The following is a 23,425-nucleotide window of genomic DNA, read 5'->3' as shown; positions in this document are numbered from 1 at the left end:
CAAGGTTCATATCAGACCGCTACCAGCACGACGGCGCCGATAACCAGCACGGCACCAGCAGCCATCGAGGCGGCGTACCAACGCAGTTGACCGGTTTCCGTACGGCTCAGGGAGTTGTGGCCCCCTTTGGCCAGGCGCGGGATCAGACCGATGGTCTGGTCGAGCGGGTCTTTGCGCAGTACATGGCTGATCGCCAGATATGGCTTGACGAACAGTTTGTCGTAGATCCAGTCGAAGCCCCAGGCAGCGAACCACCAGGCCGAGAGGATGCGGCCGATGCTGCTGTTGGCGACGGCGGTAACGAAGCGACGCTTGCCGAGGAACAGCAGCGCGGCCAGCAGGATACCGGCGATGGCGATGGCGCCCGACGCCAGTTCCAGGCTGTGCTTGGCTTCGCCACCGGCATGGCCGACGCTTTGCGGCAGTACGCCGTGCAGCGGTGGAGTGATCATGGCGCCGACGGCGGTCGACAGAATGATCAGCACCGACAGCGGCAGCCAGTGGCTGATGCCGTGGCCGGCATGGGCTTCGGTCTTGGCTTCACCGTGGAAGGTGATGAAGATCAGGCGGAAGGTGTACAGCGAGGTCATGAAGGCCCCCACCAGACCGGCATACAGCAGGCCGTGGTTACCGCTGGCGAAGGCTTCCCAGAGGATCTCGTCCTTGGAGTAGAAACCGGCGGTGACCAGTGGCAGGGCCGCCAGGGCCGCGCCGCCGACGATGAAGCTGGCGTAGGCCAGTGGCAGTTTCTTCCACAGGCCGCCCATCTTGAAGATGTTCTGCTCGTGGTGGCAGGCAACGATCACCGCACCGGAGGCAAGGAACAGCAGGGCCTTGAAGAAGGCGTGGGTCATCAGGTGGAAGATCGCGCCGTCCCAGGCGCCAACGCCCAGGGCCAGGAACATGTAGCCGATCTGGCTCATGGTCGAGTAGGCGAGAATCCGCTTGATGTCGGTCTGGACCAGCGCGGCGAAGCCGGCCAGGACCAGAGTCACGCCACCGACGACGCCCACCAGGTGCAGGATATCCGGCGCCAGGGCGAACAGACCGTGGGTACGGGCGATCAGGTAGACACCGGCAGTCACCATGGTTGCGGCGTGGATCAGTGCCGAAACCGGAGTAGGACCGGCCATCGCGTCCGCCAGCCAGGTCTGCAGCGGCAGCTGGGCGGATTTACCGACCGCGCCACCCAGCAGCATCAGGGTCGCCAGGACGATCCAGAAGTCGCCGGCCTGGAACTTCGCAGGCGCCGCGACCAGCAGTTGCTGGATATTCAGGGTGCCCAGCTGCTGGAACAGGATGAACAGGCCGATGGCCATGAACACGTCGCCGATGCGAGTGACGATGAAGGCCTTGAGTGCCGCGTTACCGTTGTTGCGGTTGCTGTAGTAGAAACCGATCAGCAGGTACGAACACAGGCCCACACCTTCCCAGCCGAAGTACAGGAACAACAGGTCATCGCCGAGCACCAGGAACAGCATGCTGGCGATGAACAGGTTGGTGTAGGCGAAGAAGCGCGAGTAACCGTCTTCACCGCGCATGTACCAGGACGCGAACAGGTGGATCAGGAAGCCCACGCCCACCACCACGCCGAGCATGGTCACGGACAGGCCATCCAGATACAGGGCGAAGGTCGGCTTGAAGTCGCCTACGGTCATCCACTGCCACAGCACCTGGGTGTAGTGGCCACCTTCCGGCGGGGCGACGTTGAATTGCCAGATCACATAAGCCGCGACAATCGCCGACAGGCCAACGGAGCCGACACCGATCAGGGCGGCGAGGTTTTCCGAGAGGCGTCCACGGGAGAACGACAGCAGCAGGAAACCGATCAGGGGGAACAGGAAAGTCAGATAGAGAAGGTTCATCCGCGCATCTCGCTGGCAGCGTCGATATCGAGAGTGTGGAAGCGGCGATACAGCTGCAACAGGATCGCCAGGCCGATACTGGCCTCGGCGGCTGCCAGGCTGATCACCAGGATGAACATGATCTGTCCATCCGGCTGCGCCCATCTGGCACCTGCGACGATGAAGGCCAGGGCGGAGGCGTTCATCATCACTTCCAGGCTCATCAGCACGAAGAGAATGTTGCGGCGCACCATCAGGCCGACCAGGCCAAGGCAGAACAGGATGCCGGCAACGGCCAGGCCATGCTCCAGAGGGATAGTTCCGATAGTAGGCATGGTCTTACTCCTTCGCCTCGTTGCGGCCCAGGTGGAACGCCGTGACGGCTGCGGCGAGCAGCAGCATCGAGGCGAGTTCGACCACCAGCAGATAAGGACCGAACAGGCTGATGCCCACGGCCTTGGCGTCCACGGTGGTGTGGCCGACACCGGTACCGCTCTGGTGGCTGAACAGCACGTACAGCAGCTCCACCAGCAGCAGGGTGGCGAGCACCACCGGCCCCAGCCAGATTCCCGGCTTGAGCCAGATGCGTTCCTGCTGAACCGAGGCAGGCCCCAGGTTCAGCATCATCACCACGAACACGAACAGCACCATGATGGCGCCAGCATAGGCGATCACTTCCAGTACGCCGGCGAACGGCGCGCCGAGGCTGAAGAAGGTCATCGCCACGGCGATCAGCGAAATGATCAGGTAGAGCAGGGCGTGCACAGGGTTGGTGTTGGTCACCACGCGGAGCGTGGAGACAACGGCGACACCTGACGCGAAATAGAAAGCGAATTCCATCTTTCTTCCTTAAGGCAGCAAGCTCTTCACGTTGATCGGCTCGGCTTCGTTTTGCGCGGAGCCTTTTGGCTTACCGGCAATGGCCATACCTGCAACACGATAGAAGTTGTAATCAGGGTTCTTTCCGGGGCCGGAGATCAGCAGATCTTCTTTCTCGTAAACCAGGTCCTGACGTTTGAACTCGGCCATCTCGAAATCCGGGGTCAGCTGGATCGCGGTGGTCGGGCAGGCTTCCTCGCAGAGGCCGCAGAAGATGCAACGCGAGAAGTTGATGCGGAAGAAGTCCGGGTACCAGCGACCGTCTTCGGTTTCAGCTTTCTGCAGCGAGATGCATCCCACCGGGCATGCCACGGCGCACAGGTTGCAGGCTACGCAACGCTCTTCGCCATCGGGGTCGCGGGTCAGCACGATGCGGCCACGGTAGCGTGGCGGCAGGTAGACCGGCTCTTCCGGGTATTGCAGGGTGTCGCGCTTGCGAAAGCCATGGCCGAAGACCATCACCAGGCTGCGCAGTTGGGTACCAGTACCCTTAACGATGTCGCCAATATATTTGAACATGGGTCAAATCCTCACTGAACCGCGCCTGCTGGCGTGTTCAACAACACAAGCGCAGCAGTCACCAGCAAATTGATCAGGGTCAGCGGCAGGCAGAATTTCCAGCTGAAGTCCATCACCTGGTCATAACGCGGACGCGGGATGGAAGCGCGCAGCAGGATGAACAGCATGATGAAGAACGCGGTCTTCAGGGCGAACCAGACGAAGGACAGTTGCGGCAGGATGCCGAACGGACCGTGCCAGCCACCGAAGAACAGGGTGACCAGCAGTGCCGAGATCAGGATGATGCCGATGTACTCGCCAACGAAGAACATGCCCCATTTCATGCCGGCGTATTCAATGTGGTAACCGTCGGCCAGTTCCTGTTCCGCTTCCGGCTGGTCGAACGGGTGACGGTGAGTCACGGCCACGCCAGCGATGAAGAAGGTACAGAAGCCGAAGAACTGCGGAATGATGAACCACAGGTTCTGCGCCTGGTAGTCGACGATGTCGCGCATGTTGAACGAGCCGACCTGGGCCACGATGCCCATCAGCGCCAGGCCCATGAACACTTCATAGGACACGGTCTGGGCCGAGGCGCGCAGGCTGCCGAGCAGGGCGAACTTGTTGTTGCTCGACCAGCCGGCGAACAGCACCGCGTAGACCGACAGGCCGGCCATGGCGAAGAAGAACAGCAGGCCGATGTTCAGGTCCGCCACGCCCCAGGTCGGGGTGATCGGGATGATCGCGAAAGCGATCAGCAAGGCGCTCATGGCCACGACCGGTGCCAGGGTGAAGATCACCTTGTCGGCAAACGGCGGGGTCCAGTCTTCCTTGAAGAACATCTTCAGCATGTCGGCGGCGATCTGGAACATGCCGAACGGGCCAACGCGGTTCGGACCGTAACGGTCCTGCCACCAGCCCAGCAGGCGACGTTCGACAAAGCTGAGCAAGGCACCTGCGACCACCACGGCCAGCATGATGACCAGGGCTTTGACGACCGCCAGGATCACGTCGATCACTTCAGGGGTGAACCAGGTCATTGCGCTGCCTCCTGCAGACCGTCAACGGATTTGCCAAAGAACGCCGGTGGAATGCCCGCCAGGCCTGCCGGCAGGGCCACCAGGCCAGCGCCCAGCTCTTCGTTGATGCGCAGCGGCAGACGCAGGGTCTGGCCCGCCACGCTCACGGCGAGCAGCGCGCCATCGTTGACGCCCAGGCGGTCGGCTTCGGACTTGGCCAGGGAGACGTAGGCGGCCGGGATGCGTTCCTGGACCGGAGCGGCTTTCGAAGAGTTCTCCTCGCTGCCGAACAGGTGGTAGAACGGCACCGCCTGCCAGGTGCCCTGGGCAGGAGAGAAGGCGCGCGGCACGCTGGCGAACCAGCCGAGGCTGTCGCCCTGGCTTTCGATCAGGCGGGTGCCCGGATCGCCGGCACGCAGATGACCACCGACTTCGTCCTGGAACTTGTTCCAGGCTTGCGGCGAGTTCCAGCCCGGCGACCAGGCGAACGGCACCTGGGAGCGCGGTTCCACGGAGCCCGAGTAACCTTCCATGGAGAAGGAAAACGCGGTGTCCTGGTCCTGCGGGGTACGTGGCTCGTGCACGCTGATATCGGCGCGCATGGCGGTACGGCCGCTGTAACGCAGCGGTTCGCGAGCCAGCTTCAGGCCCTTGATGCGGAACGACGCCGATGGCGCGGCATCGACGATGTGCGCCAGTTGCGGGTTGCTCTGGGCGCAGGCGGCGGTCACGTGGTCCAGCTGGGTCCAGTCCACCGGCTTGTTCAGCAGGGTAGAGCGCAGGGCATGCAGCCAGCGCCAGCCTTCGTGAACCAGGATGCTGGCATCCATATAGGTAGGATCGAACACCTGGAAGAAGCGCTGGGCACGGCCTTCCTGGCTGACCAGGGTGCCGTCGCCCTCGGCGAAGCTGGCCGCTGGCAGGACCAGGTGCGCGCGATCGCTGGTGGCGGTCTTCTGGTGGTCGGCGACGATCAGCACTTTCGCGGCGTTTAGCGCGGCATCGACCTTGGCAGCGTCGGTGCGGGTGTACAGATCGTTTTCCAGCACGACCAGGGCGTCGGCCTTACCGTCGATCACCGCTTGCAGCGCGGCGTCCACCGATTCGCCACCGAGCATGGCCAGGCCGAGGCTGTTGGCCTCGGGCACGATCAGGCTGATGGAACCGTTCTTCTCGCGCAGCTTGAGGGCCTTGGCAATGTTCGCCGCGGCTTCGATCAGCGCCTTGGAACCCAGGGAGGTGCCGGCGATGATCAGTGGGCGCTTGGCGGCGAGGAGGGCGTCGGCGATGCGCTTGGCCAGCTCAAAGGCTTCGCTGTCCAGACCTTCGACGGCCGGGGCGCTGGCATCCAGGGCGTGGGCCACGGCAAAACCGATGCGCGCCAGGTCGTCGGGAGCGGCGTGTACACACTCTTCGGCGACGTCGTCGAGCTTGGTTTCAGCGATGCTTGCAATGAACAGCGGGTTCAGCGCGTGCTGGCCGATGTTTTTCACCGCGGCGTCGAGCCATGGCTGGACGCGCATGGCGTCGGCCATCTCTTCGGCCTTGCCCTTGACCGACTGGCGCAGGGCCAGGGCCATGCGGGCGGCGGTCTGGGTCAGGTCCTCGCCGAGGACGAACACCGCATCGTGGTCTTCGATGTCGCGCATGGTCGGCACAGGCAGCGGGCTGTTTCTCAGCACTTGCAGGACCAGGCGGATGCGCTCCAGTTCGGCGGCTTCGATACCGCTGTAGAAGTGCTCGGCGCCTACCAGTTCACGCAGGGCGTAGTTGCTTTCCAGGCTGGCGCGAGGCGAACCGATACCGACAATATTGCGCCCGCGCAGCAGGTCGGCGGCCTTGTCCAGCGCCTGGTCCAGGTTCAGCTTGGTACCGTCGTTCAGCAGCGGCTGGCGTGGACGGTCTTCGCGGTTGACGTAGCCGTAGCCGAAACGGCCACGGTCGCACAGGAAGTACTGATTCACCGAACCGTTGTAGCGGTTCTCGATGCGCCGCAGTTCGCCGTAGCGCTCGCCCGGGGAAATGTTGCAACCGCTGGAGCAGCCATGGCAGATGCTCGGCGAGAACTGCATGTCCCATTTGCGGTTGTAGCGCTCGGAGTGAGTCTTGTCGGTGAACACACCGGTCGGGCAGACCTCGGTGAGGTTGCCGGAGAACTCGCTTTCCAGGGTGCCGTCTTCAACGCGACCGAAGTACACGTTGTCGTGGGCGCCGAACACACCGAGGTCGGTGCCGCCGGCATAGTCCTTGTAGAAACGCACGCAACGGTAGCAGGCGATGCAGCGGTTCATCTCGTGAGCGATGAACGGGCCGAGTTCCTGGTTCTGGTGGGTACGCTTGGTGAAGCGATAACGGCGCTCGTTGTGGCCGGTCATCACGGTCATGTCTTGCAGGTGGCAGTGACCGCCTTCCTCGCAGACCGGGCAGTCGTGCGGGTGGTTGGTCATCAGCCATTCGACGACACTGGCGCGGAAGGCCTTGGACTCTTCATCGTCGATGGAGATCCAGGTGTTGTCGGTGGCGGGCGTCATGCAGGACATGACGATGCGACCACGGGTGTCGTTCTCGTCGGTGTACTGCTTGACCGCGCACTGGCGACAGGCACCGACGCTACCGAGAGCGGGGTGCCAGCAGAAATAAGGGATGTCGAGGCCTAGTGACAGACATGCCTGTAACAGGTTGTCCGCCCCATCGACTTCGAGCACTTTGCCGTCTACGTGGATAGTGGCCATGGTTCAAAGTTCTTCGTTGGCCCGGTGTCAGCGGGCGTGGCTAATGGAATCTTGGTGCTCGCCTGGCGCGTCGCGGCGTCTTCAGGCGATACGAGGGCGGCACGGACCACCCTCGTTCGATACGTTTACGCGCCGACTACGATCGGCCGGGCCAGGGGCGGGACGGCGGCAGCACTGGTGGCTGCGATGCCGGCCTCGAACTCTGGACGGAAATACTTGATGGCACTGCCCAATGGCTCCACGGCGCCTGGTGCGTGAGCACAGAAGGTCTTACCTGGGCCGAGGAAACCGACCAGACCCAGTAGGGTCTCGATATCGCCGGCTTGCCCTTCGCCTTTCTCGAGGGCGCGCAGCAGCTTGACGCTCCACGGCAGGCCATCGCGGCAAGGGGTGCAGAAGCCGCAGGATTCGCGGGCAAAGAACTCTTCCATGTTGCGCAGCAGCGACACCATGTTGATGCTGTCGTCGACCGCCATCGCCAGGCCGGTACCCATGCGGGTGCCTACCTTGGCGATGCCGCCGGCGTACATTTGCGCATCCAGGTGTTCAGGCAACAGGAAACCGGTACCGGCGCCGCCGGGCTGCCAGCACTTGAGCTTGAAACCGTCGCGCATGCCACCGGCGTAGTCTTCGAACAGCTCGCGCGCGGTCACGCCGAACGGCAGCTCCCACAGGCCAGGGTTCTTCACTTTGCCGGAGAAGCCCATCAGCTTGGTGCCGTGGTCTTCACTGCCTTCGCGAGCGAGGGATTTGTACCACTCCACGCCGTCGCCGATGATCGCCGGCACGTTGCACAGGGTCTCGACGTTGTTCACGCAGGTCGGCTTGCCCCACACGCCGACGGCGGCAGGGAAGGGTGGTTTGGAGCGCGGATTGGCACGGCGGCCTTCGAGGGAGTTGATCAGTGCGGTTTCTTCACCGCAGATGTAACGCCCGGCGCCGGTGTGGACGAACAGCTCGAAGTCGAAGCCCGAGCCCAGGATGTTCTTGCCCAGCAGGCCTGCGGCCTTGGCTTCTTCCACGGCACGGTTGAGGTGCTTGGCGGCGGTGGTGTACTCGCCCCGCAGGAAGATGTAGCCGCGGTAGGTTTTCAGCGCGCGGGCACTGATCAGCATGCCTTCGATCAGCAGATGGGGCAGTTGCTCCATCAGCATGCGGTCTTTCCAGGTGTTGGGTTCCATTTCATCCGCGTTGCACAGCAGGTAGCGGATGTTCATGGATTCGTCTTTGGGCATCAGGCCCCACTTCACACCAGTGGGGAAGCCCGCGCCGCCGCGGCCCTTGAGGCCGGCGTCCTTGACGGTCTGGACGATGTCGTCCTGGGACAGGTCGGCGAAGGCCTTGCGCGCAGCGGCGTAGCCGTTCTTGGCCTGGTACTCGTCGAGCCATACCGGCTCGCCGTCGTCGCGCAGGCGCCAGGTCAGCGGATGAGTTTCCGGGCTGCGCTGGATGCGGTTGGCAGGGCCGAAGGATGTCAGGGTCATACGTAGCCCTCCAACAGTTTGGCCACGCCAGCAGGTTGCACGTCGCCGAAAGTGTCGTCGTCGATCATCAGCGCCGGGGCCTTGTCGCAGTTGCCCAGGCAGCATACCGGCAGCAGGGTGAAGCGGCCGTCGGCGGTGGTCTGGCCGAGGCCGATGCCCAGCTCGCTCTGGATTTGGCTGACCACGGACTCGTGGCCGCCGATGTAGCAAACCATGCTGTCGCAGACACGGATGATGTGACGGCCGACCGGTTGACGGAAGATCTGGCTGTAGAACGTCGCCACGCCTTCTACGTCGCTGGCTGGGATGCCGAGGATCTCGCCGATGGCGTAGAGCGCGCCATCAGGCACCCAGCCACGTTCCTTCTGGACGATTTTCAGGGCTTCGATAGACGCCGCGCGCGGGTCTTCGTAGTGATGCAGCTCGTGCTCGATGGCCGAGCGCTCGGTTTCGCTGAGGGCGAAACGGTCTGTCTGGATAAGCGGGCTGTTCATGCTTAGCGGTCCACGTCGGCCATAACGAAGTCGATACTACCCAGGTACGCGATCAAGTCCGCGACCATGCTGCCGCGGATCACCGAAGGGATCTGCTGCAGGTGGGCGAAGCTCGGGGTGCGGATCCGGGTGCGGTAGCTCATGGTGCCGCCATCGCTCGTCAGGTAATAACTGTTGATGCCCTTGGTCGCTTCGATCATCTGGAAGGACTCGTTGGCCGGCATGACCGGGCCCCACGAAACCTGCAGGAAGTGCGTGATCAGGGTCTCGATGTGCTGCAGCGTGCGCTCTTTCGGCGGCGGCGTGGTCAGCGGGTGGTCCGCCTTGTACGGGCCTTCCGGCATGTTGCGCAGGCACTGGTCGATGATCTTGATGCTCTGGCGCATCTCTTCGACGCGGACCATGCAACGGTCGTAGGCATCGCCGTTGGCCGCCAGCGGTACTTCGAATTCGAAGTTCTCGTAGCCGGAGTAGGGGCGCGCTTTACGCAGGTCGAAATCGCAACCGGTGGAACGCAGGCCGGCACCGGTGACGCCCCATTCCAGGGCTTCCTTGGTGTTGTAGGCGGCGACGCCGATGGTACGACCCTTGAGGATGCTGTTCTGCAGGGCGGCCTTGGTGTATTCGTCGAGGCGCTTGGGCAGCCAGTCGACGAAGTCTTTCACCAGTTTTTCCCAGCCGCGCGGCAGGTCGTGGGCGACGCCGCCGATGCGGTACCAGGCCGGGTGCAGGCGGAAACCGGTGATGGCTTCGATCACGGTGTAGGCGCGCTGACGGTCGGTGAAGGTGAAGAACACCGGGGTCATGGCGCCGACGTCCTGGATGTAGGTGCCCAGGAACAGCAGGTGGCTGGTGATCCGGAAGAACTCGGCCATCATGATGCGGATGACGTCGACCTTCTCCGGCACCTTGATCCCGGCCAGTTTCTCGACCGAGAGCACGTACGGCAGGTTGTTCATCACGCCGCCGAGGTAGTCGATACGGTCGGTGTACGGGATGAAGCTGTGCCAGGACTGACGCTCGGCCATCTTCTCGGCGCCACGGTGGTGGTAGCCGATGTCCGGTACGCAGTCGACGATCTCTTCGCCGTCCAGCTGCAGGATGATGCGGAAGGCACCGTGGGCCGAAGGGTGGTTCGGGCCCAGGTTGAGGAACATGTAGTCCTCGTTGGCGCCGGAACGCTTCATGCCCCAGTCTTCCGGCTTGAAGCGCGCGGCTTCTTCTTCCAGTTGTTGCTTGGCCAGGGTCAGGCTGAACGGATCGAACTCGGTGGCGCGCGCCGGGAAGTCCTTGCGCAGCGGGTGACCTTCCCAGGTCGGCGGCATCATGATGCGCGACAGGTGAGGGTGGCCGGCGAAGTCGATGCCGAACATGTCCCAGACTTCACGCTCGTACCAGTTGGCGTTCGGCCAGATACCGGTCACGGTCGGCAAGCTGAGGTCGCTCTCGGACAAGGCGACCTTGATCATTACGTCACTATTACGCTCGATCGACAACAGGTGGTAGAACACGCTGAAGTCGGCGCCTGGCAGCCCTTGACGCTTGGTGCGCAGACGCTCGTCCACGCCATGCAGGTCATAGAGCATGACGTACGGCTTGGGCAGGTTGCGCAGGAAGGTCAGGACTTCGACGAGTTTGGCGCGGGTAACCCACAGCACCGGCATGCCGGTGCGGGTGGCCTGGGCGGTGAACGCCTCAGGGCCAAAACGGTTATTGAGTTCGACGACCACATCCTGGTCGTCTGCCTTATAAGGCGGGATGTACAGAGCACTGCCTGTAGTCATGGTTTTTTATCGCTTTCGGTCAACGTAAAGAATGAAGCCAGTTTTTCGTTCTTTGTAAGAAGCGTTCTGGAATCAGACTTCGTCGGGGCTGCGCAGGTTGGTTACCTGAATACGCTGTTCGCGGCGCTGTTCCTTTTGCGACGGCATTTCGGCGCGATACACGCCTTGGTCACCGACGACCCAGGAAAGTGGGCGACGCTCCTGGCCAATCGACTCCTGCAAGAGCATCAGGCCTTGCAGAAAAGCTTCAGGGCGGGGCGGGCAGCCAGGCACGTAGACGTCCACGGGCAGGAACTTGTCCACCCCTTGAACGACGGAATAGATGTCGTACATGCCACCGGAGTTGGCGCACGAACCCATGGAGATGACCCACTTCGGCTCGAGCATTTGCTCGTAGAGACGCTGAATGATCGGCGCCATCTTGATGAAGCAGGTTCCGGCAATAACCATGAAATCCGCCTGACGCGGTGATGCCCGGATAACTTCGGCGCCGAAGCGCGCGATGTCATGGGGCGCCGTGAAGGCGGTGGTCATTTCCACGTAGCAGCAGGACAGGCCGAAGTTGTACGGCCACAGGGAGTTCTTACGCCCCCAGTTGACCGCGCCGCTCAGCACGTCTTCCAGCTTGCCCATGAAGATGTTTTTGTGGACTTGATCTTCTAACGGATCGGAAACGGTTTCCCGTTCGCCGATCGGATACTGCTCGTTAGGAGCATCGGGGTCGATCCTGGTGAGATTGTATTGCATCGCCAAAGCCTCATTGTTTTAGCTTCGCCTGCCGCTTACGGCGACCTTCCGGAGCCCAATCAAGAGCCCCCACCCGCCAAAGGTAGACAAGACCTGCCAACAGAATTGCTATGAAAACGAGAGCTTCGACGAATCCGGTCCAGCCGCTTTCGCGGACGGACACAGACCAGGCAAAGAGAAAGAGGGCTTCGATATCGAAGATCACGAAGAGCATCGCGACCAGATAGAATTTGGCTGAGAGCCGCAAGCGGGCGCCACCGGTAGGTAGCATGCCGGACTCGAACGGTTCGTTTTTGCTGCGGCCCCAGGCTTTTGACCCGAGGAGGCTGGAGACGCCGAGCATGAAGGCGCAGAGGCCGCCTACACCCAGAAGGAAAATGGCAAAGCCCCAGTTGTGGGCCATGAGTCCTGTCGCTTCGGGCATGCTGGTAATCCTTAACAGAGAGCAAAGGTCTCTGAGCTTGATAAAGAAATAAAGCAGTGACGATATGTCGCAGTGCAATCAATCGCCGTGATTTTATGGCTAAACACCGGGCAAGTAAATTTTCATGGCGAAATTATTTAGCGGAATAAGGACATAGCTCCCCTTGCAAGCCCCGTAAGCCACGGCCTGTGGGCATTAGCGGGTGTTTTGTTAATTATGTTTTGTCCTCGCTGTAACGAACATTACCGCCTCTAAATGATAATCAATATTATTTAGCGCTGCTTTTAAACAATGGTTCCCATGAAGAGCCGCTAAGTTGTCTTTTATATGCTCGTTACTGCAAGTTGCGAGCGAGCCCCTTTTACCCGCTTTTTTCTCCACGCATACCGCTCTGGATCAATGTTTTGCCTGATTGGCAGGGTGTCCGGGCCGATGTCGTCGCGAGCAGGCTCGTTGTTGTCGCAGCTTGGGGGTTGCCGGTGATGCCTGCAAAAGCTGCAGGCAAAAAAACGCCCCGAACCAGTCGGGGCGTCAGATGTGCAGCACTGCAGTTAGCTTTTACCGGGTCTGCAATGGCCGTTTTTCAGCGCGAAGTCGAATCAGTGGAACTGTTCTTCTTCGGTGGAGCCGGTCAGTGCGGTTACCGAAGACGAGCCGCCCTGGATTACGGTGGTCATGTCGTCGAAGTAGCCGGTGCCCACTTCCTGCTGGTGAGCCACGAAGGTGTAACCCTTGGCGGCGTCGGCGAATTCCTGCTCCTGCAGCTTCACGTAGGCGGTCATGTCGTTGCGGGCGTAGTCGTGCGCCAGGTTGAACATGCTGTGCCACATGTTGTGAATGCCGGCCAGGGTGATGAACTGGTGCTTGTAGCCCATGGCGGACAGTTCGCGCTGGAACTTGGCGATGGTCGCGTCGTCCAGGTTCTTCTTCCAGTTGAAGGAAGGCGAGCAGTTGTACGACAGGATCTGATCCGGGTATTCCTTCTTGATCGCTTCGGCGAAGCGGCGGGCTTCGTCCAGGTCCGGCTTGGCGGTTTCGCACCAGATCAGGTCGGCATACGGCGCGTAGGCCAGGCCGCGAGCGATGGCCTGGTCGAGGCCGGCGCGCACTTTATAGAAGCCTTCCTGGGTGCGGGTGCCGGTCACGAACGGCTGGTCGTACGGGTCGCAGTCGGAGGTCAGCAGGTCGGCGGCGTTAGCGTCGGTGCGGGCCAGGATGATGGTCGGTACGCCGGCAACGTCGGCCGCCAGACGGGCAGCGGTCAGCTTCTGCACGGCTTCCTGGGTCGGAACCAGTACCTTGCCGCCCATGTGGCCGCATTTCTTCACGGAAGCCAGCTGGTCTTCGAAGTGAACGCCAGCGGCGCCTGCTTCGATCATGCTTTTCATCAGCTCGTAGGCGTTCAGCACGCCGCCGAAACCGGCTTCGGCGTCAGCCACGATCGGTGCGAAGTAGTCGATATAGCCTTCGTCGCCCGGGTTCTTGCCGGACTTCCACTGGATCTGGTCGGCGCGACGGAACGAGTTGTTGATGCGCTTGACCACGGTTGGCACGGAGTCCACCGGGTACAGCGACTGGTCCGGGTACATCGATTCGGCGGAGTTGTTGTCCGCGGCAACCTGCCAGCCCGACAGGTAGATCGCCTGGATGCCGGCTTTGACTTGCTGTACAGCCTGGCCGCCGGTCAGGGCGCCCATGCAGTTGACGAAATCTTTCTCAGGACGGAAGGACGGTTTGGCACCCTGGGTCACCAGGTTCCAGAGCTTCTCGGCGCCCATGCGTGCCAGGGTGTGCTCAGGTTGAACCGAGCCACGCAGACGGACAACGTCGGCAGCGGAATAAGTGCGAGTCACGCCTTTCCAGCGCGGGTTTTCAGCCCAGTCTTTTTCAAGGGCTGCAATTTGCTGTTCGCGTGTCAGTGCCATGGAGATAAACCTCGTCGCGTCTTGTGTGAAAAGTCGTTCTTGGGCGGAAAATTCCGACTCGCCAGATACGCAGGTCAAAGGGTGCGTAGTTGGCTGCTCGCTGACCAGAAGCTTAGGCGGTCAAGTCGGGTATGACGCGATGGCGACGGTTGAACGATGGGCTCAAGGGGAAAGTGAGCAGGTGAGGGCCAGCTGTCGGGCGCATTCGGGCGTCGTGGGCCTTCATACGAACCATCAGTGTGTTGCCGATCTACCTAATTAGCTTCCGTCCCTCGGGACAACCTCGTTCCAGTCGCAATCTCGTCAAACACACCTTGTGGGCGGTACAGACACGAATCGGCTCAGGTGGGTAGGTTAGAGCTGCGATCCGAAGGCCCTTGCCAGGGCCCCTGATTAGCGGGAGCGAGGCCATCATGCCTTCGGTTTTTTGCCTCGTCAAACGTTTTGTAGTGCTTTTTTTTCACCACTACATCTTTGGTCTAATACGACTAATCAGTCAGTTTCCGGTGCTTTAGTCCAAGGCGTCGACTTTCACTCGCAAGGTCATGTCATCCCGGCCCTGAGTCGAGTAGCTGCGGGTTGTAGCCTGTTTGTCGGCCTGGTTCTGGCGATTGACGCCGGCCAGGGTGATCCACTCGCCAAGACGGCCGCTGACAGTTGTGTCGGTACTTTGCACATTCACTACATCGGGACGTTCCTGGCTCATGCGGTCACGGTTGGTGCTGATGCTCAGGTGGACGGTTTCGCCGGTGACGCTGGCCGTGACGTAGAAACCCTGGGTGACGTTGCGATACTGGGTCTGGTTCTGCAGGCGGCCGTAAGGATCGGTCTGGGTGGTGGTCAGCGGCACGCTCTGGCCGACCTGGATCAGGGCCGGTATGCCTTCGCTGGCCTGGATCTGCTGGATGCCGCCATCGCGGCTGACGGTGCTGCGGCTGATGATGCGGGTTTGCGGCGCGCCGTTGAGCGAATAACCCTGGTTGTTCTGGGTGTTGTTTTCGTTGGTGTCGACCGTGATCAGCAGGCGTTTGGCGGCGGTATCCAGTTGCGCGATGAAGGCGCGCAGTTCCTCGATCTTCTCAGGTTCCGCATTGACGATCAGCTGGTTGCCGTAGGCGCTGACCTGGCCTTCCTTGCCGAGGAAGTTCTGTGCGACGGGCAGCAGGTCGGCGCTGGTGCGGTTGTTCAGGGGCACGATCTCGGTCGCGGCCGAGACTGAAAAGCTTGCAGTCAGCAGCAGCGTCGTGAGCAGGGTGCGTAGGGACATGTCCGTTATCTCCGCTAGGGGTGGAAGCCTTGAGTTTGACAGTTTGTCGGCCCGCGGTGGGGCAAGTTGAATCGCCGATGGCAAAACGCCCCAGCCTCCCTGGAGCCAGCTTAGCTTGCTGGATCCGGGGAGGCCGGGGCGTTTTGTGACGCTTGGCAGGGCATCGTCAGCAGGTTCGCTGCTGCGCGGGGCTTGCTCAGGCGTTGCCGCGAACCATGTCGACGTGAGGAATGCCCGCTTCCAGGAACTCCTCGCTGACGATGCTGAAACCCAGGCGCTCATAGAAGGCGGTAGCCTGGACCTGGGCGCTGAGCATCAGCTGCTTGAGGCCACGTTTCTCGGCTTCGCCGATCACTGCCTGCATCAGCGCATCGCCGACCTTCAGGCCGCGCCAGTCCTTGAGCACCGATACCCGGCCGATCTGCCCATCGGGCAGCAGGCGTGCGGTGCCGATCGGAAAGTCGCCTTCGAGCGCGAGGAAATGCACCGCGCTGTCGTCGTCGGCATCCCACTCCAGCTCAGGGGGGACGGATTGCTCGATGATGAACACCGCTTCACGAATGCGCCGGATCTCGGCGTTATCCTTTTGCCAGTCTGCGACACGTACGCGAATCTTATTCATCGGCAAATCCCAGGCTTCCTTGCTTGACCAGTTCGCACAGCAGGCTGCGTCCATCTTCGTCCGCCAGCCATGGGCCAAGGTTGTCGAGGTGCAGCGCGTCGGCGGCGCAAATCATCTTCAGCAGTTCGCGCAGCTTGCCCGGCAGGTAGCGGCTCTGGCCGCTGGCGAACAGCAGCAGGTCGTCGTCGACTTCGGACCAGGCCAGGCGCGCGCTCGGGTTGCGGATCAGGATGGCGCCCTGCTCGAGGCTGCCGAGCAGGTCTTCTTCTTCCAGCTCGGGGCCGACCACCAGTTCCGGGTAGCGCGGCTCGGTCATGAACTGGCCGAACCAGGTCAGCAGCATGCGCTCGTCGCTCATGTGCTCGGCCAGCAGGCCCTTGAGGCGATCGAGGGCGTCGTGCTGGATCTGGTGCGGGTCGCTGACAGGTTGCACGTCGGCGTCGGTATAACGCTCTTCATCCGGCAGGTACTGGCTGAGGAAGTCGGTGAAGTGGGTCAGCACTTCGGCGGCGCTCGGCGCGCGGAAGCCCACCGAGTAGGTCATGCAGTCGTTCACCGCGACGCCGTAGTGGGCCAGGCGCGGTGGCAGGTAGAGCATGTCGCCGGGTTCCAGGACCCAGCTTTCGGTTTCTTCGAACTCGGCGAGGATGCGCAGGTCCGCGTGCTGCAGCAGCGGGCTTTCGGCGTCGCACATCTGGCCGATCTTCCAGTTGCGCTTGCCGTGGCCTTGCAGCAGGAACACATCGTAGTTATCGAAGTGCGGGCCGACGTTACCACCGGGAGCGGCGAAGCTGATCATCACATCGTCGATGCGCCAGCTCGGCAGGAAACGGAAATGCTCCAGCAGTTCGGCGACTTCCGGCACGAACTGGTCGACGGCCTGGACCAGCAGGGTCCAGTCACGCTCCGGCAGCTTGCTGAACTCGTCTTCGGCGAACGGGCCGCGGCGCAGTTCCCAGGGGCGTTCGCCATGCTCGATGACCAGGCGCGATTCGACCTCTTCTTCCAGCGCCAGGCCGGCCAGTTCGTCGGCGTCGATCGGGCTTTCGAAGTCGGGCAGGGCCTGACGGATCAGCAGGGGCTTTTTCTGCCAGTAGTCACGCAGGAATTCCCGTGCGCTGATGCCGCCCAGAAGTTGAAGAGGAATATCAGGATTCATGTGTAACCTATTGAAAAAATGCACTTTTCATACGGGAATAAAAACGCCCGGCGCTGCCGGGCGTCAAAGGTCTTGCCATCGATCAGATGCGTTTGGCTTGCGCCGCGGCATTGCCGATGTAGCTGGCCGGGGTGAGCTTTTTCAGCTCGGCCTTGGCGGCTTCAGGCATTTCCAACGCGTCGATGAAGGTCTGCAGTGCTTCAGGGCTGATGCCCTTGCCGCGCGTCAGTTCCTTGAGTTTTTCGTACGGGTTTTCGATGTTGTAGCGGCGCATCACGGTCTGGATCGGCTCGGCCAGGACTTCCCAGCAGGCATCCAGGTCTTCGGCGATTTTCTGGGCGTTGAGCTCCAGCTTGCTGATGCCTTTGAGGCTGGCCTCGTAAGCGATCACGCTGTGGGCGAAACCGACGCCCAGGTTACGCAGAACGGTGGAGTCGGTCAGGTCGCGCTGCCAGCGGGAGATCGGCAGTTTGCTCGCCAGGTGCTGGAACAGCGCGTTGGCGATACCCAGGTTGCCTTCGGAGTTTTCGAAGTCGATCGGGTTGACCTTGTGCGGCATGGTCGAGGAACCGATTTCGCCGGCGATGGTGCGCTGCTTGAAGTAGCCCAGGGAGATGTAACCCCAGATATCGCGATCGAAGTCGATCAGGATGGTGTTGAAGCGCGCGATGGCGTCGAACAGCTCGGCGATGTAGTCGTGCGGCTCGATCTGCGTGGTGTACGGGTTGAAGCTCAGGCCCAGCTCGTCTTCGATGAAGGCGCGGGCGTTGGCTTCCCAGTCGATTTCCGGGTAGGCCGACAGGTGTGCGTTGTAGTTGCCCACGGCACCGTTGATCTTGCCCAGCAGTGGCACAGCGGCGACCTGAGCGATCTGGCGCTCCAGGCGGTACACCACGTTCGCCAGTTCTTTGCCCAGGGTGGTCGGCGAGGCCGGCTGGCCGTGGGTACGCGACAGCATCGGCACGTCGGCGAAGCGCAGGGCCAGTTCGCGGATGGCCCCGGCGGTCTGGCGCATCAGCGGCAGCATCACTTCGTCGCGGCCTTCGCGCAGCATCAGGGCGTGGGACAGGTTGTTGATGTCCTCGCTGGTGCAGGCGAAGTGGATGAATTCGCTGACGTTGGCCAGTTCAGGCAGCTTGGCGGCCTGTTCCTTGAGCAGGTACTCGATGGCCTTGACGTCGTGGTTGGTAGTGCGTTCGATCTCTTTGACACGCTCGGCGTGCTCCAGAGAGAAGTTTTCCGCCAGGGTGTTCAGCACGGCGTTGGCTTCGGCGGAGAACGCCGGCACTTCGCTGATGGCGGAATGGGCGGCCAGGCGCTGGAGCCAGCGCACCTCGACCAGGACGCGAGCACGGATCAGGCCGTATTCGCTGAAAATGGGGCGCAGGGCCTGGGTTTTGCCGGCGTAGCGGCCGTCAACAGGGGAAACCGCAGTGAGCGAAGAGAGCTGCATGGGGTGTTCTCGGACAGTCGGGCAACGAAATGGGGCGCGTATCATACATGAAAATATCCGCCGGTCCGTTGCCAACTGACCAGCGTCTTACGCGTTACTGACTACAAAAGGTCTTGCGGGCGCAGTTCAGCTGCTGCGCATCAGCGGATAAAGCTCTTTGAGCAGTTTGCGGCGGCTGATCACCAGCTGCCAGCGATGGCCGCCCAGTTGGCGCCACAGCCGCGCCGAACGGATGCCGGCCAGCAGCAGGGCGCGGATCTTCGAGGCATTGCTCGGCTGCTGCAGGTTGCGCATGTCGCCATGCACCTGGATCCGCTGGCGCAAGGTGCTCAGGGTGTCCTGATACAGCGAACCGCAAGCGGCAACCACGTTTTCGTGGGCCGGGCCGAAATGTTCGACCTGGGACTGAATCTGCGGCAGGCGCTTGCCGATGATTTCCAGCAGGTCGTCGCGCTTGGCCAGCTGGCGCTCCAGGCCGAGCATCGACAGGGCGTAGCGCAATGGTTCGCGCTGCAGGGTGCTGGGGTCGCGTTCCAGGGCGCCGATCAGGGCGCGATAACCTTCACGCAGGTTGATGTCGTCGCCACCGTAGACTTCCAGGGTGTCTTTCGGGTCGCGGATCAGCAGGCTGCCAAGCATGCAGCTCAAGGCTGCTTCGGTGACCTGGCCGGTCTTGGCGATCTTGTCCACCAGCACGGCGGCGAGAAACACGCCGCCCAATGCCGTCAGTTGCTCCTGGGTCGGGCTCATGCCTTGCTGCTCCAGGGCTCTGCGACTTCGATCACGCCGCCGCCCAGACAGATTTCGCCGTCATAGAAGACTACGGATTGGCCGGGGGTGACCGCGCGTTGCGGGTCATCGAAGGTGGCGCGGTAGCCGCTGACGGTCTGTTCCAGGGTGCAAGGCTGGTCGCTCTGGCGGTAGCGCACTTTCGCGGTGAGGCGGCGCGGTTGGCTCAGGTCGATCGGGTTGACCCAATAGATGTCGGAGGCGAGCAGGGCGCGGGAGAACAACCACGGGTGATCGTTGCCCTGGCCAACGATCAGCTCGTTGTGTTCCAGGTCCTTGATCAGAACGTACCACGGCTCATCGCCGGCGTCCTTGAGGCCGCCGATGCCCAGGCCCTGGCGCTGGCCGATGGTGTGGTACATCAGGCCGTGGTGGCGGCCGATCACTTCACCTTCGGTGGTCTTGATCTCGCCGGGCTGGGCCGGCAGGTATTGCTTGAGGAAGTCGCTGAAACGCCGTTCACCAATAAAGCAGATACCGGTGGAGTCCTTCTTCTTGGCGGTGGCCAGGTCGTGTTTCTCGGCAATCGCACGGACTTCGGGCTTTTCCAGCTCGCCTACCGGAAACAGGGTCTTGGCGATCTGTTCGCCGCCGACGGCGTGCAGGAAGTAACTCTGATCCTTGTTCGGATCCAGGCCCTTGAGCAGTTCGGTGCGCCCATCGATGTCGAGGCGGCGCACATAGTGGCCAGTGGCGATCAGGTCGGCGCCGAGCATCATGGCGTAGTCGAGGAACGCCTTGAACTTGATTTCACGGTTGCACAGGATGTCCGGGTTCGGCGTGCGGCCGGCCTTGTATTCGGCCAGGAAGTGCTCGAACACGTTGTCCCAGTACTCGGCGGCGAAGTTGGCGGTGTGCAGCTTGATGCCGATCTTGTCGCACACGGCCTGGGCGTCCGCGAGGTCGTCCATGGCGGTGCAGTACTCGGTTCCGTCGTCTTCCTCCCAGTTCTTCATGAACAGGCCTTCCACCTGGTAACCCTGCTCCATCAGCAGGAGGGCGGAAACGGAAGAGTCCACGCCGCCGGACATGCCGACGATGACGCGCTTCTTTTGGGTGTCAGAAGGGGCTGGATCACGCATAGGAATTCAACGGGTGTCTTGAAAAAGGACGCGATTCTAACAGGCTGAGGCCTGCAAGGCTAAAACTGCGGTTAAAGCGACGGACGGATCAGCTCGAGGCTGTGCAGTTGGCCGGCCAGATAGTCGTCGACACAGCGGATAATCAGCTCGCTGCGCCATTGCGGGCGCAAGGCCAGCAGTTCGTCGCGGCTCAGCCAGCGCGGGCCGATGATGCCGTCGTCCAATTGATAGTCAGGGTGGTGCCTGAGCGGTTTGCCGGCAAAGCAGACGCGTTGGTAGGTCACGCCATTGCTGGGGGCGGTGTACAGGTAGATGCCGACCACGCCGGTCAGCTCGATGTCCCAGCCAGTTTCTTCCAGGGTTTCGCGAATGGCCGCCTGGAGCAGGCTTTCGTCCGGGTCCAGGTGCCCAGCAGGCTGGTTGAACACCGCCTGCTCGCCCTGGAACTCCTCGACGAACAGGAAGCGCCCCTGATCCTCAACGATGGTGGCGACGGTGATGTGGGGTTGCCATTCCATATACAAAGCTCTGTCTTGAGTGGGTGGTCATCATAAGGCGAACGCCAGTCCTACGGGTGTTGTCCAAAAAGCACAAACCCCGGCACCTGGCCGGGGTTTGTATGACAGCGGTGTTGCTTAAACCAGCGCAGCGATAGCCGCGTTGAGGGTGGTGCTTGGACGCATGGCCTTGCTCACCAGTTCAGGGTTGGCGCTGTAGTAGCCGCCGATGTCCACTGGCTTGCCTTGAACGCCGTTGAGTTCGGCGACGATGGTCGCTTCGTTCTCGGTCAGGGTCTTGGCCAGGGTGCTGAACTGCGCTTGCAGGGCGCTATCTTCAGTCTGGGCGGCCAGGGCCTGGGCCCAGTACAGCGCCAGGTAGAAGTGGCTGCCGCGGTTGTCGATGTTGCCGACTTTGCGCGATGGCGACTTGTTGTTGTCCAGGAACTGACCGGTTGCCTGGTCGAGGGTCTTGGCCAATACCAGCGCTTTCGGGTTGTTGTAAGTGTTGCCCAGGTGCTCCAGGGAAGCGGCCAGGGCCAGGAACTCACCCAGGGAATCCCAGCGCAGGAAGTTCTCTTCCAGCAGCTGTTGTACGTGCTTCGGAGCCGAACCGCCGGCGCCGGTTTCGAACAGGCCGCCACCGTTCATCAGCGGCACGATCGACAGCATCTTGGCGCTGGTGCCCAGTTCCATGATCGGGAACAGGTCGGTCAGGTAGTCGCGCAGCACGTTGCCGGTGACGGAGATGGTGTCCTTGCCTTCGCGGGTGCGGGCCAGGGTGAACTTCATGGCATCGACTGGCGACATCACGCGGATGTCCAGGCCGACGGTGTCGTGATCCTTCAGGTAAGCCTGAACCTTCTCGATCATCACGCCGTCGTGGGCGCGCATCGGGTCCAGCCAGAAAATCGCTGGCGTGCTGCTGGCGCGAGCGCGGTTGACGGCCAGTTTGACCCAGTCCTGGATCGGCGCGTCCTTGGTCTGGCACATGCGGAAGATGTCGCCGGCTTCGACGGCCTGTTCCAGCAGCAGGTTGCCCTTGCTGTCGGTGACGCGAACGACGCCGTCAGCCTTGATCTGGAAGGTCTTGTCGTGGGAGCCGTATTCTTCGGCTTTCTTCGCCATCAGGCCAACGTTCGGCACGCTGCCCATGGTGGTCGGGTCGAAGGCGCCATTGGCCTTGCAGTCTTCGATCACGGCCTGGTAGATGGTGGCGTAGCAGCGATCCGGAATCAGCGCCTTGGTGTCGTGCAACTGGCCGTCGGTGCCCCACATTTTGCCGGAGTCACGGATCATGGCTGGCATCGAGGCGTCGACGATCACGTCGCTCGGCACGTGCAGGTTGGTGATGCCTTTGTCGGAGTTGACCATGGCCAGGGCAGGGCGCACGGCGTAGACGGCCTGGATGTCGGCTTCGATCTGTGCTTGTTGCTCCGCGGGCAGGGCCTTGATGCGGGCGTACAGGTCGCCGATGCCGTTGTTCAGGTTGAAGCCGATCTGGCTCAGCACATCAGCGTGCTTGCTCAGGGCGTCCTGATAGAACTCGGCAACGATCTGGCCGAACATGATCGGGTCGGAAACCTTCATCATGGTGGCTTTCAGGTGCACCGACAGCAGTACGCCTTGCTTCTTGGCGTCTTCGATCTCGGCGGCAACGAAAGCCCGCAGGGCCTTTTTGCTCATGACTGCGCAATCGAGGATCTCGCCGGCTTGTACGGCGGTTTTTTCCTTCAGGACGGTAGCGCTACCGTCTTGAGCGATCAGCTCGATCTTCACAGTGTCCTGGGCGTCGATCAGGGCGGCTTTTTCGCTGCCGTAGAAATCGCCCTGGCTCATGTGAGCAACGTGGGACTTGGAGTCTTTGGCCCAGGCGCCCATTTTGTGCGGGTGCTTGCGCGCGTAGTTCTTGACCGACAGCGGAGCGCGGCGGTCGGAGTTGCCTTCACGCAGGACCGGGTTCACGGCGCTGCCCTTGACCTTGTCGTAGCGCGCCTTGGCGTCTTTGTCGGCGTCGCTGGTCACGGTTTCCGGGTAGTCCGGCAGGGCGTAGCCCTTGGCTTGCAGCTCTTTGATCGCGGCCTGAAGCTGCGGTGCTGAAGCACTGATGTTCGGCAGCTTGATGATGTTGGCTTCAGGGGTTACAGCCAGGTCGCCCAGCTCGGCCAGGTGGTCCGGTACGGCTTTGTCGCCCAGCAGCTCCGGGAAGCTGGCAAGAATACGCCCTGCGAGAGAGATGTCGCGGGTTTCCACGGCAATATCAGCGGAAGCGGTGAAGGCTTCGACAATAGGGAGCAGCGAGTAGGTGGCGAGGGCGGGGGCTTCGTCGGTGAAGGTATAGATGATCTTCGAGCGGGTGGGCATATTCGGATTAACTCTCTTCTTTGCTAAAGCGTGCGCAGAAACTCGAGGGGGCGCCGGGTAAGCGCGTTCGTTCAAAGTCATCCGTGAACCGAATGTCGAGGTTTCTTCGCGGTGATGTTGGGTGCATCAGTCGAGCGTCAAGCGGGTGGGCTGCGGTAACAACCCGGCTTTGGGCGGAAAGTCTCGGCTCCTTTTTTCCAGTAGCAGAGCGCTCAGCCGTCGTGACTCTGTGGTCAGCGGCGGCATTATACATAGGTAGCTGGCAAAACGCCGACGGTTCATATGCAACCGATCTCGTCCATTGGTCTAAAGGTCGCAGGCGGGGCGGCGGCGTAGAGTCCTGCGCAGTGCTCAAGTTTGGC

Annotated in this window: 20 protein-coding genes; all 20 read right to left on the bottom strand. The window is 61.8% G+C overall.

The window, feature by feature from the left end:
• Positions 1-11 precede the first annotated feature (11 nt).
• Positions 12-1,865, bottom strand: coding sequence for an NADH-quinone oxidoreductase subunit L (gene nuoL / locus CXQ81_RS21335; protein WP_101338482.1), 1,854 nt, complete (start codon positions 1,863-1,865; stop codon positions 12-14).
• A complete protein-coding gene (gene nuoK, locus CXQ81_RS21330) occupies positions 1,862-2,170 on the bottom strand; it encodes an NADH-quinone oxidoreductase subunit NuoK (protein ID WP_085985111.1) in 309 nt (102 codons plus the stop codon). The genes nuoL and nuoK overlap by 4 nt, the downstream gene beginning before the upstream one ends.
• A 13-nt stretch (positions 2,171-2,183) precedes the next feature.
• On the bottom strand, positions 2,184-2,684 hold the full coding sequence (nuoJ, locus tag CXQ81_RS21325; RefSeq protein ID WP_101338481.1) for an NADH-quinone oxidoreductase subunit J: 501 nt from the start codon (positions 2,682-2,684) through the stop codon (positions 2,184-2,186).
• Between the two features lie 9 nt (positions 2,685-2,693).
• Positions 2,694-3,242 carry an NADH-quinone oxidoreductase subunit NuoI gene (gene nuoI / locus CXQ81_RS21320; RefSeq protein WP_003223795.1) on the bottom strand — a complete coding sequence of 183 codons (549 nt, stop codon included), beginning with the start codon at positions 3,240-3,242 and terminating at the stop codon, positions 2,694-2,696.
• Positions 3,243-3,253: 11 nt separating this feature from the next.
• On the bottom strand, positions 3,254-4,261 hold the full coding sequence (nuoH, locus tag CXQ81_RS21315) for an NADH-quinone oxidoreductase subunit NuoH (RefSeq protein WP_007929607.1): 1,008 nt from the start codon (positions 4,259-4,261) through the stop codon (positions 3,254-3,256).
• Positions 4,258-6,972: an NADH-quinone oxidoreductase subunit NuoG gene (gene nuoG / locus CXQ81_RS21310; protein ID WP_101338480.1), complete on the bottom strand. Its 2,715-nt coding sequence runs from the start codon at positions 6,970-6,972 to the stop codon at positions 4,258-4,260. The genes nuoH and nuoG overlap by 4 nt, the downstream gene beginning before the upstream one ends.
• 125 nt (positions 6,973-7,097) lie before the next feature.
• Positions 7,098-8,456: an NADH-quinone oxidoreductase subunit NuoF gene (nuoF, locus tag CXQ81_RS21305; RefSeq protein WP_009044590.1), complete on the bottom strand. Its 1,359-nt coding sequence runs from the start codon at positions 8,454-8,456 to the stop codon at positions 7,098-7,100.
• Positions 8,453-8,950, bottom strand: a complete 498-nt coding sequence (nuoE, locus tag CXQ81_RS21300; RefSeq protein ID WP_009044589.1) for an NADH-quinone oxidoreductase subunit NuoE — start codon at positions 8,948-8,950, stop codon at positions 8,453-8,455. Before nuoE ends, nuoF begins: the two co-directional genes overlap by 4 nt.
• Positions 8,951-8,952: 2 nt before the next feature.
• Positions 8,953-10,734, bottom strand: a complete 1,782-nt coding sequence (nuoC, locus tag CXQ81_RS21295) for an NADH-quinone oxidoreductase subunit C/D (protein WP_007929185.1) — start codon at positions 10,732-10,734, stop codon at positions 8,953-8,955.
• A gap of 72 nt (positions 10,735-10,806) precedes the next feature.
• On the bottom strand, positions 10,807-11,481 hold the full coding sequence (locus CXQ81_RS21290) for an NADH-quinone oxidoreductase subunit B family protein (protein ID WP_007929186.1): 675 nt from the start codon (positions 11,479-11,481) through the stop codon (positions 10,807-10,809).
• A 10-nt stretch (positions 11,482-11,491) separates the two neighbouring features.
• Positions 11,492-11,905 (bottom strand): NADH-quinone oxidoreductase subunit A, encoded by a 414-nt coding sequence (locus CXQ81_RS21285; RefSeq protein ID WP_007929187.1) that lies wholly within the window; start codon positions 11,903-11,905, stop codon positions 11,492-11,494.
• 599 nt (positions 11,906-12,504) lie between these two features.
• Positions 12,505-13,830: an isocitrate lyase gene (gene aceA / locus CXQ81_RS21280; RefSeq protein ID WP_007929188.1), complete on the bottom strand. Its 1,326-nt coding sequence runs from the start codon at positions 13,828-13,830 to the stop codon at positions 12,505-12,507.
• A gap of 511 nt (positions 13,831-14,341) precedes the next feature.
• Positions 14,342-15,097: a secretin N-terminal domain-containing protein gene (locus CXQ81_RS21275; RefSeq protein WP_087091622.1), complete on the bottom strand. Its 756-nt coding sequence runs from the start codon at positions 15,095-15,097 to the stop codon at positions 14,342-14,344.
• A gap of 196 nt (positions 15,098-15,293) precedes the next feature.
• Positions 15,294-15,719 (bottom strand): GNAT family N-acetyltransferase, encoded by a 426-nt coding sequence (locus CXQ81_RS21270; RefSeq protein ID WP_007929190.1) that lies wholly within the window; start codon positions 15,717-15,719, stop codon positions 15,294-15,296.
• Entirely contained in the window at positions 15,712-16,878 is a 1,167-nt protein-coding gene (locus tag CXQ81_RS21265; protein WP_009044587.1) for a cupin domain-containing protein, read from the bottom strand. The genes CXQ81_RS21270 and CXQ81_RS21265 overlap by 8 nt, the downstream gene beginning before the upstream one ends.
• Before the next feature lie 82 nt (positions 16,879-16,960).
• The gene (gene purB, locus CXQ81_RS21260; protein ID WP_007929192.1) at positions 16,961-18,331 is read right to left on the bottom strand and encodes an adenylosuccinate lyase; all 1,371 of its coding nucleotides are present in this window, start codon (positions 18,329-18,331) and stop codon (positions 16,961-16,963) included.
• A gap of 126 nt (positions 18,332-18,457) precedes the next feature.
• The gene (gene hflD / locus CXQ81_RS21255; protein WP_007929193.1) at positions 18,458-19,081 is read right to left on the bottom strand and encodes a high frequency lysogenization protein HflD; all 624 of its coding nucleotides are present in this window, start codon (positions 19,079-19,081) and stop codon (positions 18,458-18,460) included.
• Complete coding sequence (mnmA, locus tag CXQ81_RS21250; protein ID WP_101338479.1) at positions 19,078-20,202, bottom strand: tRNA 2-thiouridine(34) synthase MnmA; 1,125 nt, start codon at positions 20,200-20,202, stop codon at positions 19,078-19,080. The genes hflD and mnmA overlap by 4 nt, the downstream gene beginning before the upstream one ends.
• A 71-nt stretch (positions 20,203-20,273) precedes the next feature.
• Entirely contained in the window at positions 20,274-20,720 is a 447-nt protein-coding gene (locus CXQ81_RS21245; RefSeq protein WP_053261842.1) for an NUDIX hydrolase, read from the bottom strand.
• 117 nt (positions 20,721-20,837) lie between these two features.
• Complete coding sequence (locus tag CXQ81_RS21240; protein ID WP_101338478.1) at positions 20,838-23,063, bottom strand: NADP-dependent isocitrate dehydrogenase; 2,226 nt, start codon at positions 23,061-23,063, stop codon at positions 20,838-20,840.
• Positions 23,064-23,425: the final 362 nt, after the last annotated feature.

The organism is Pseudomonas sp. 09C 129, assembly GCF_002843625.1.
Taxonomy (GTDB): Bacteria; Pseudomonadota; Gammaproteobacteria; order Pseudomonadales; family Pseudomonadaceae; genus Aquipseudomonas; species Aquipseudomonas chlororaphis.
This window is presented reverse-complemented; position numbering and strand designations above follow the sequence as displayed.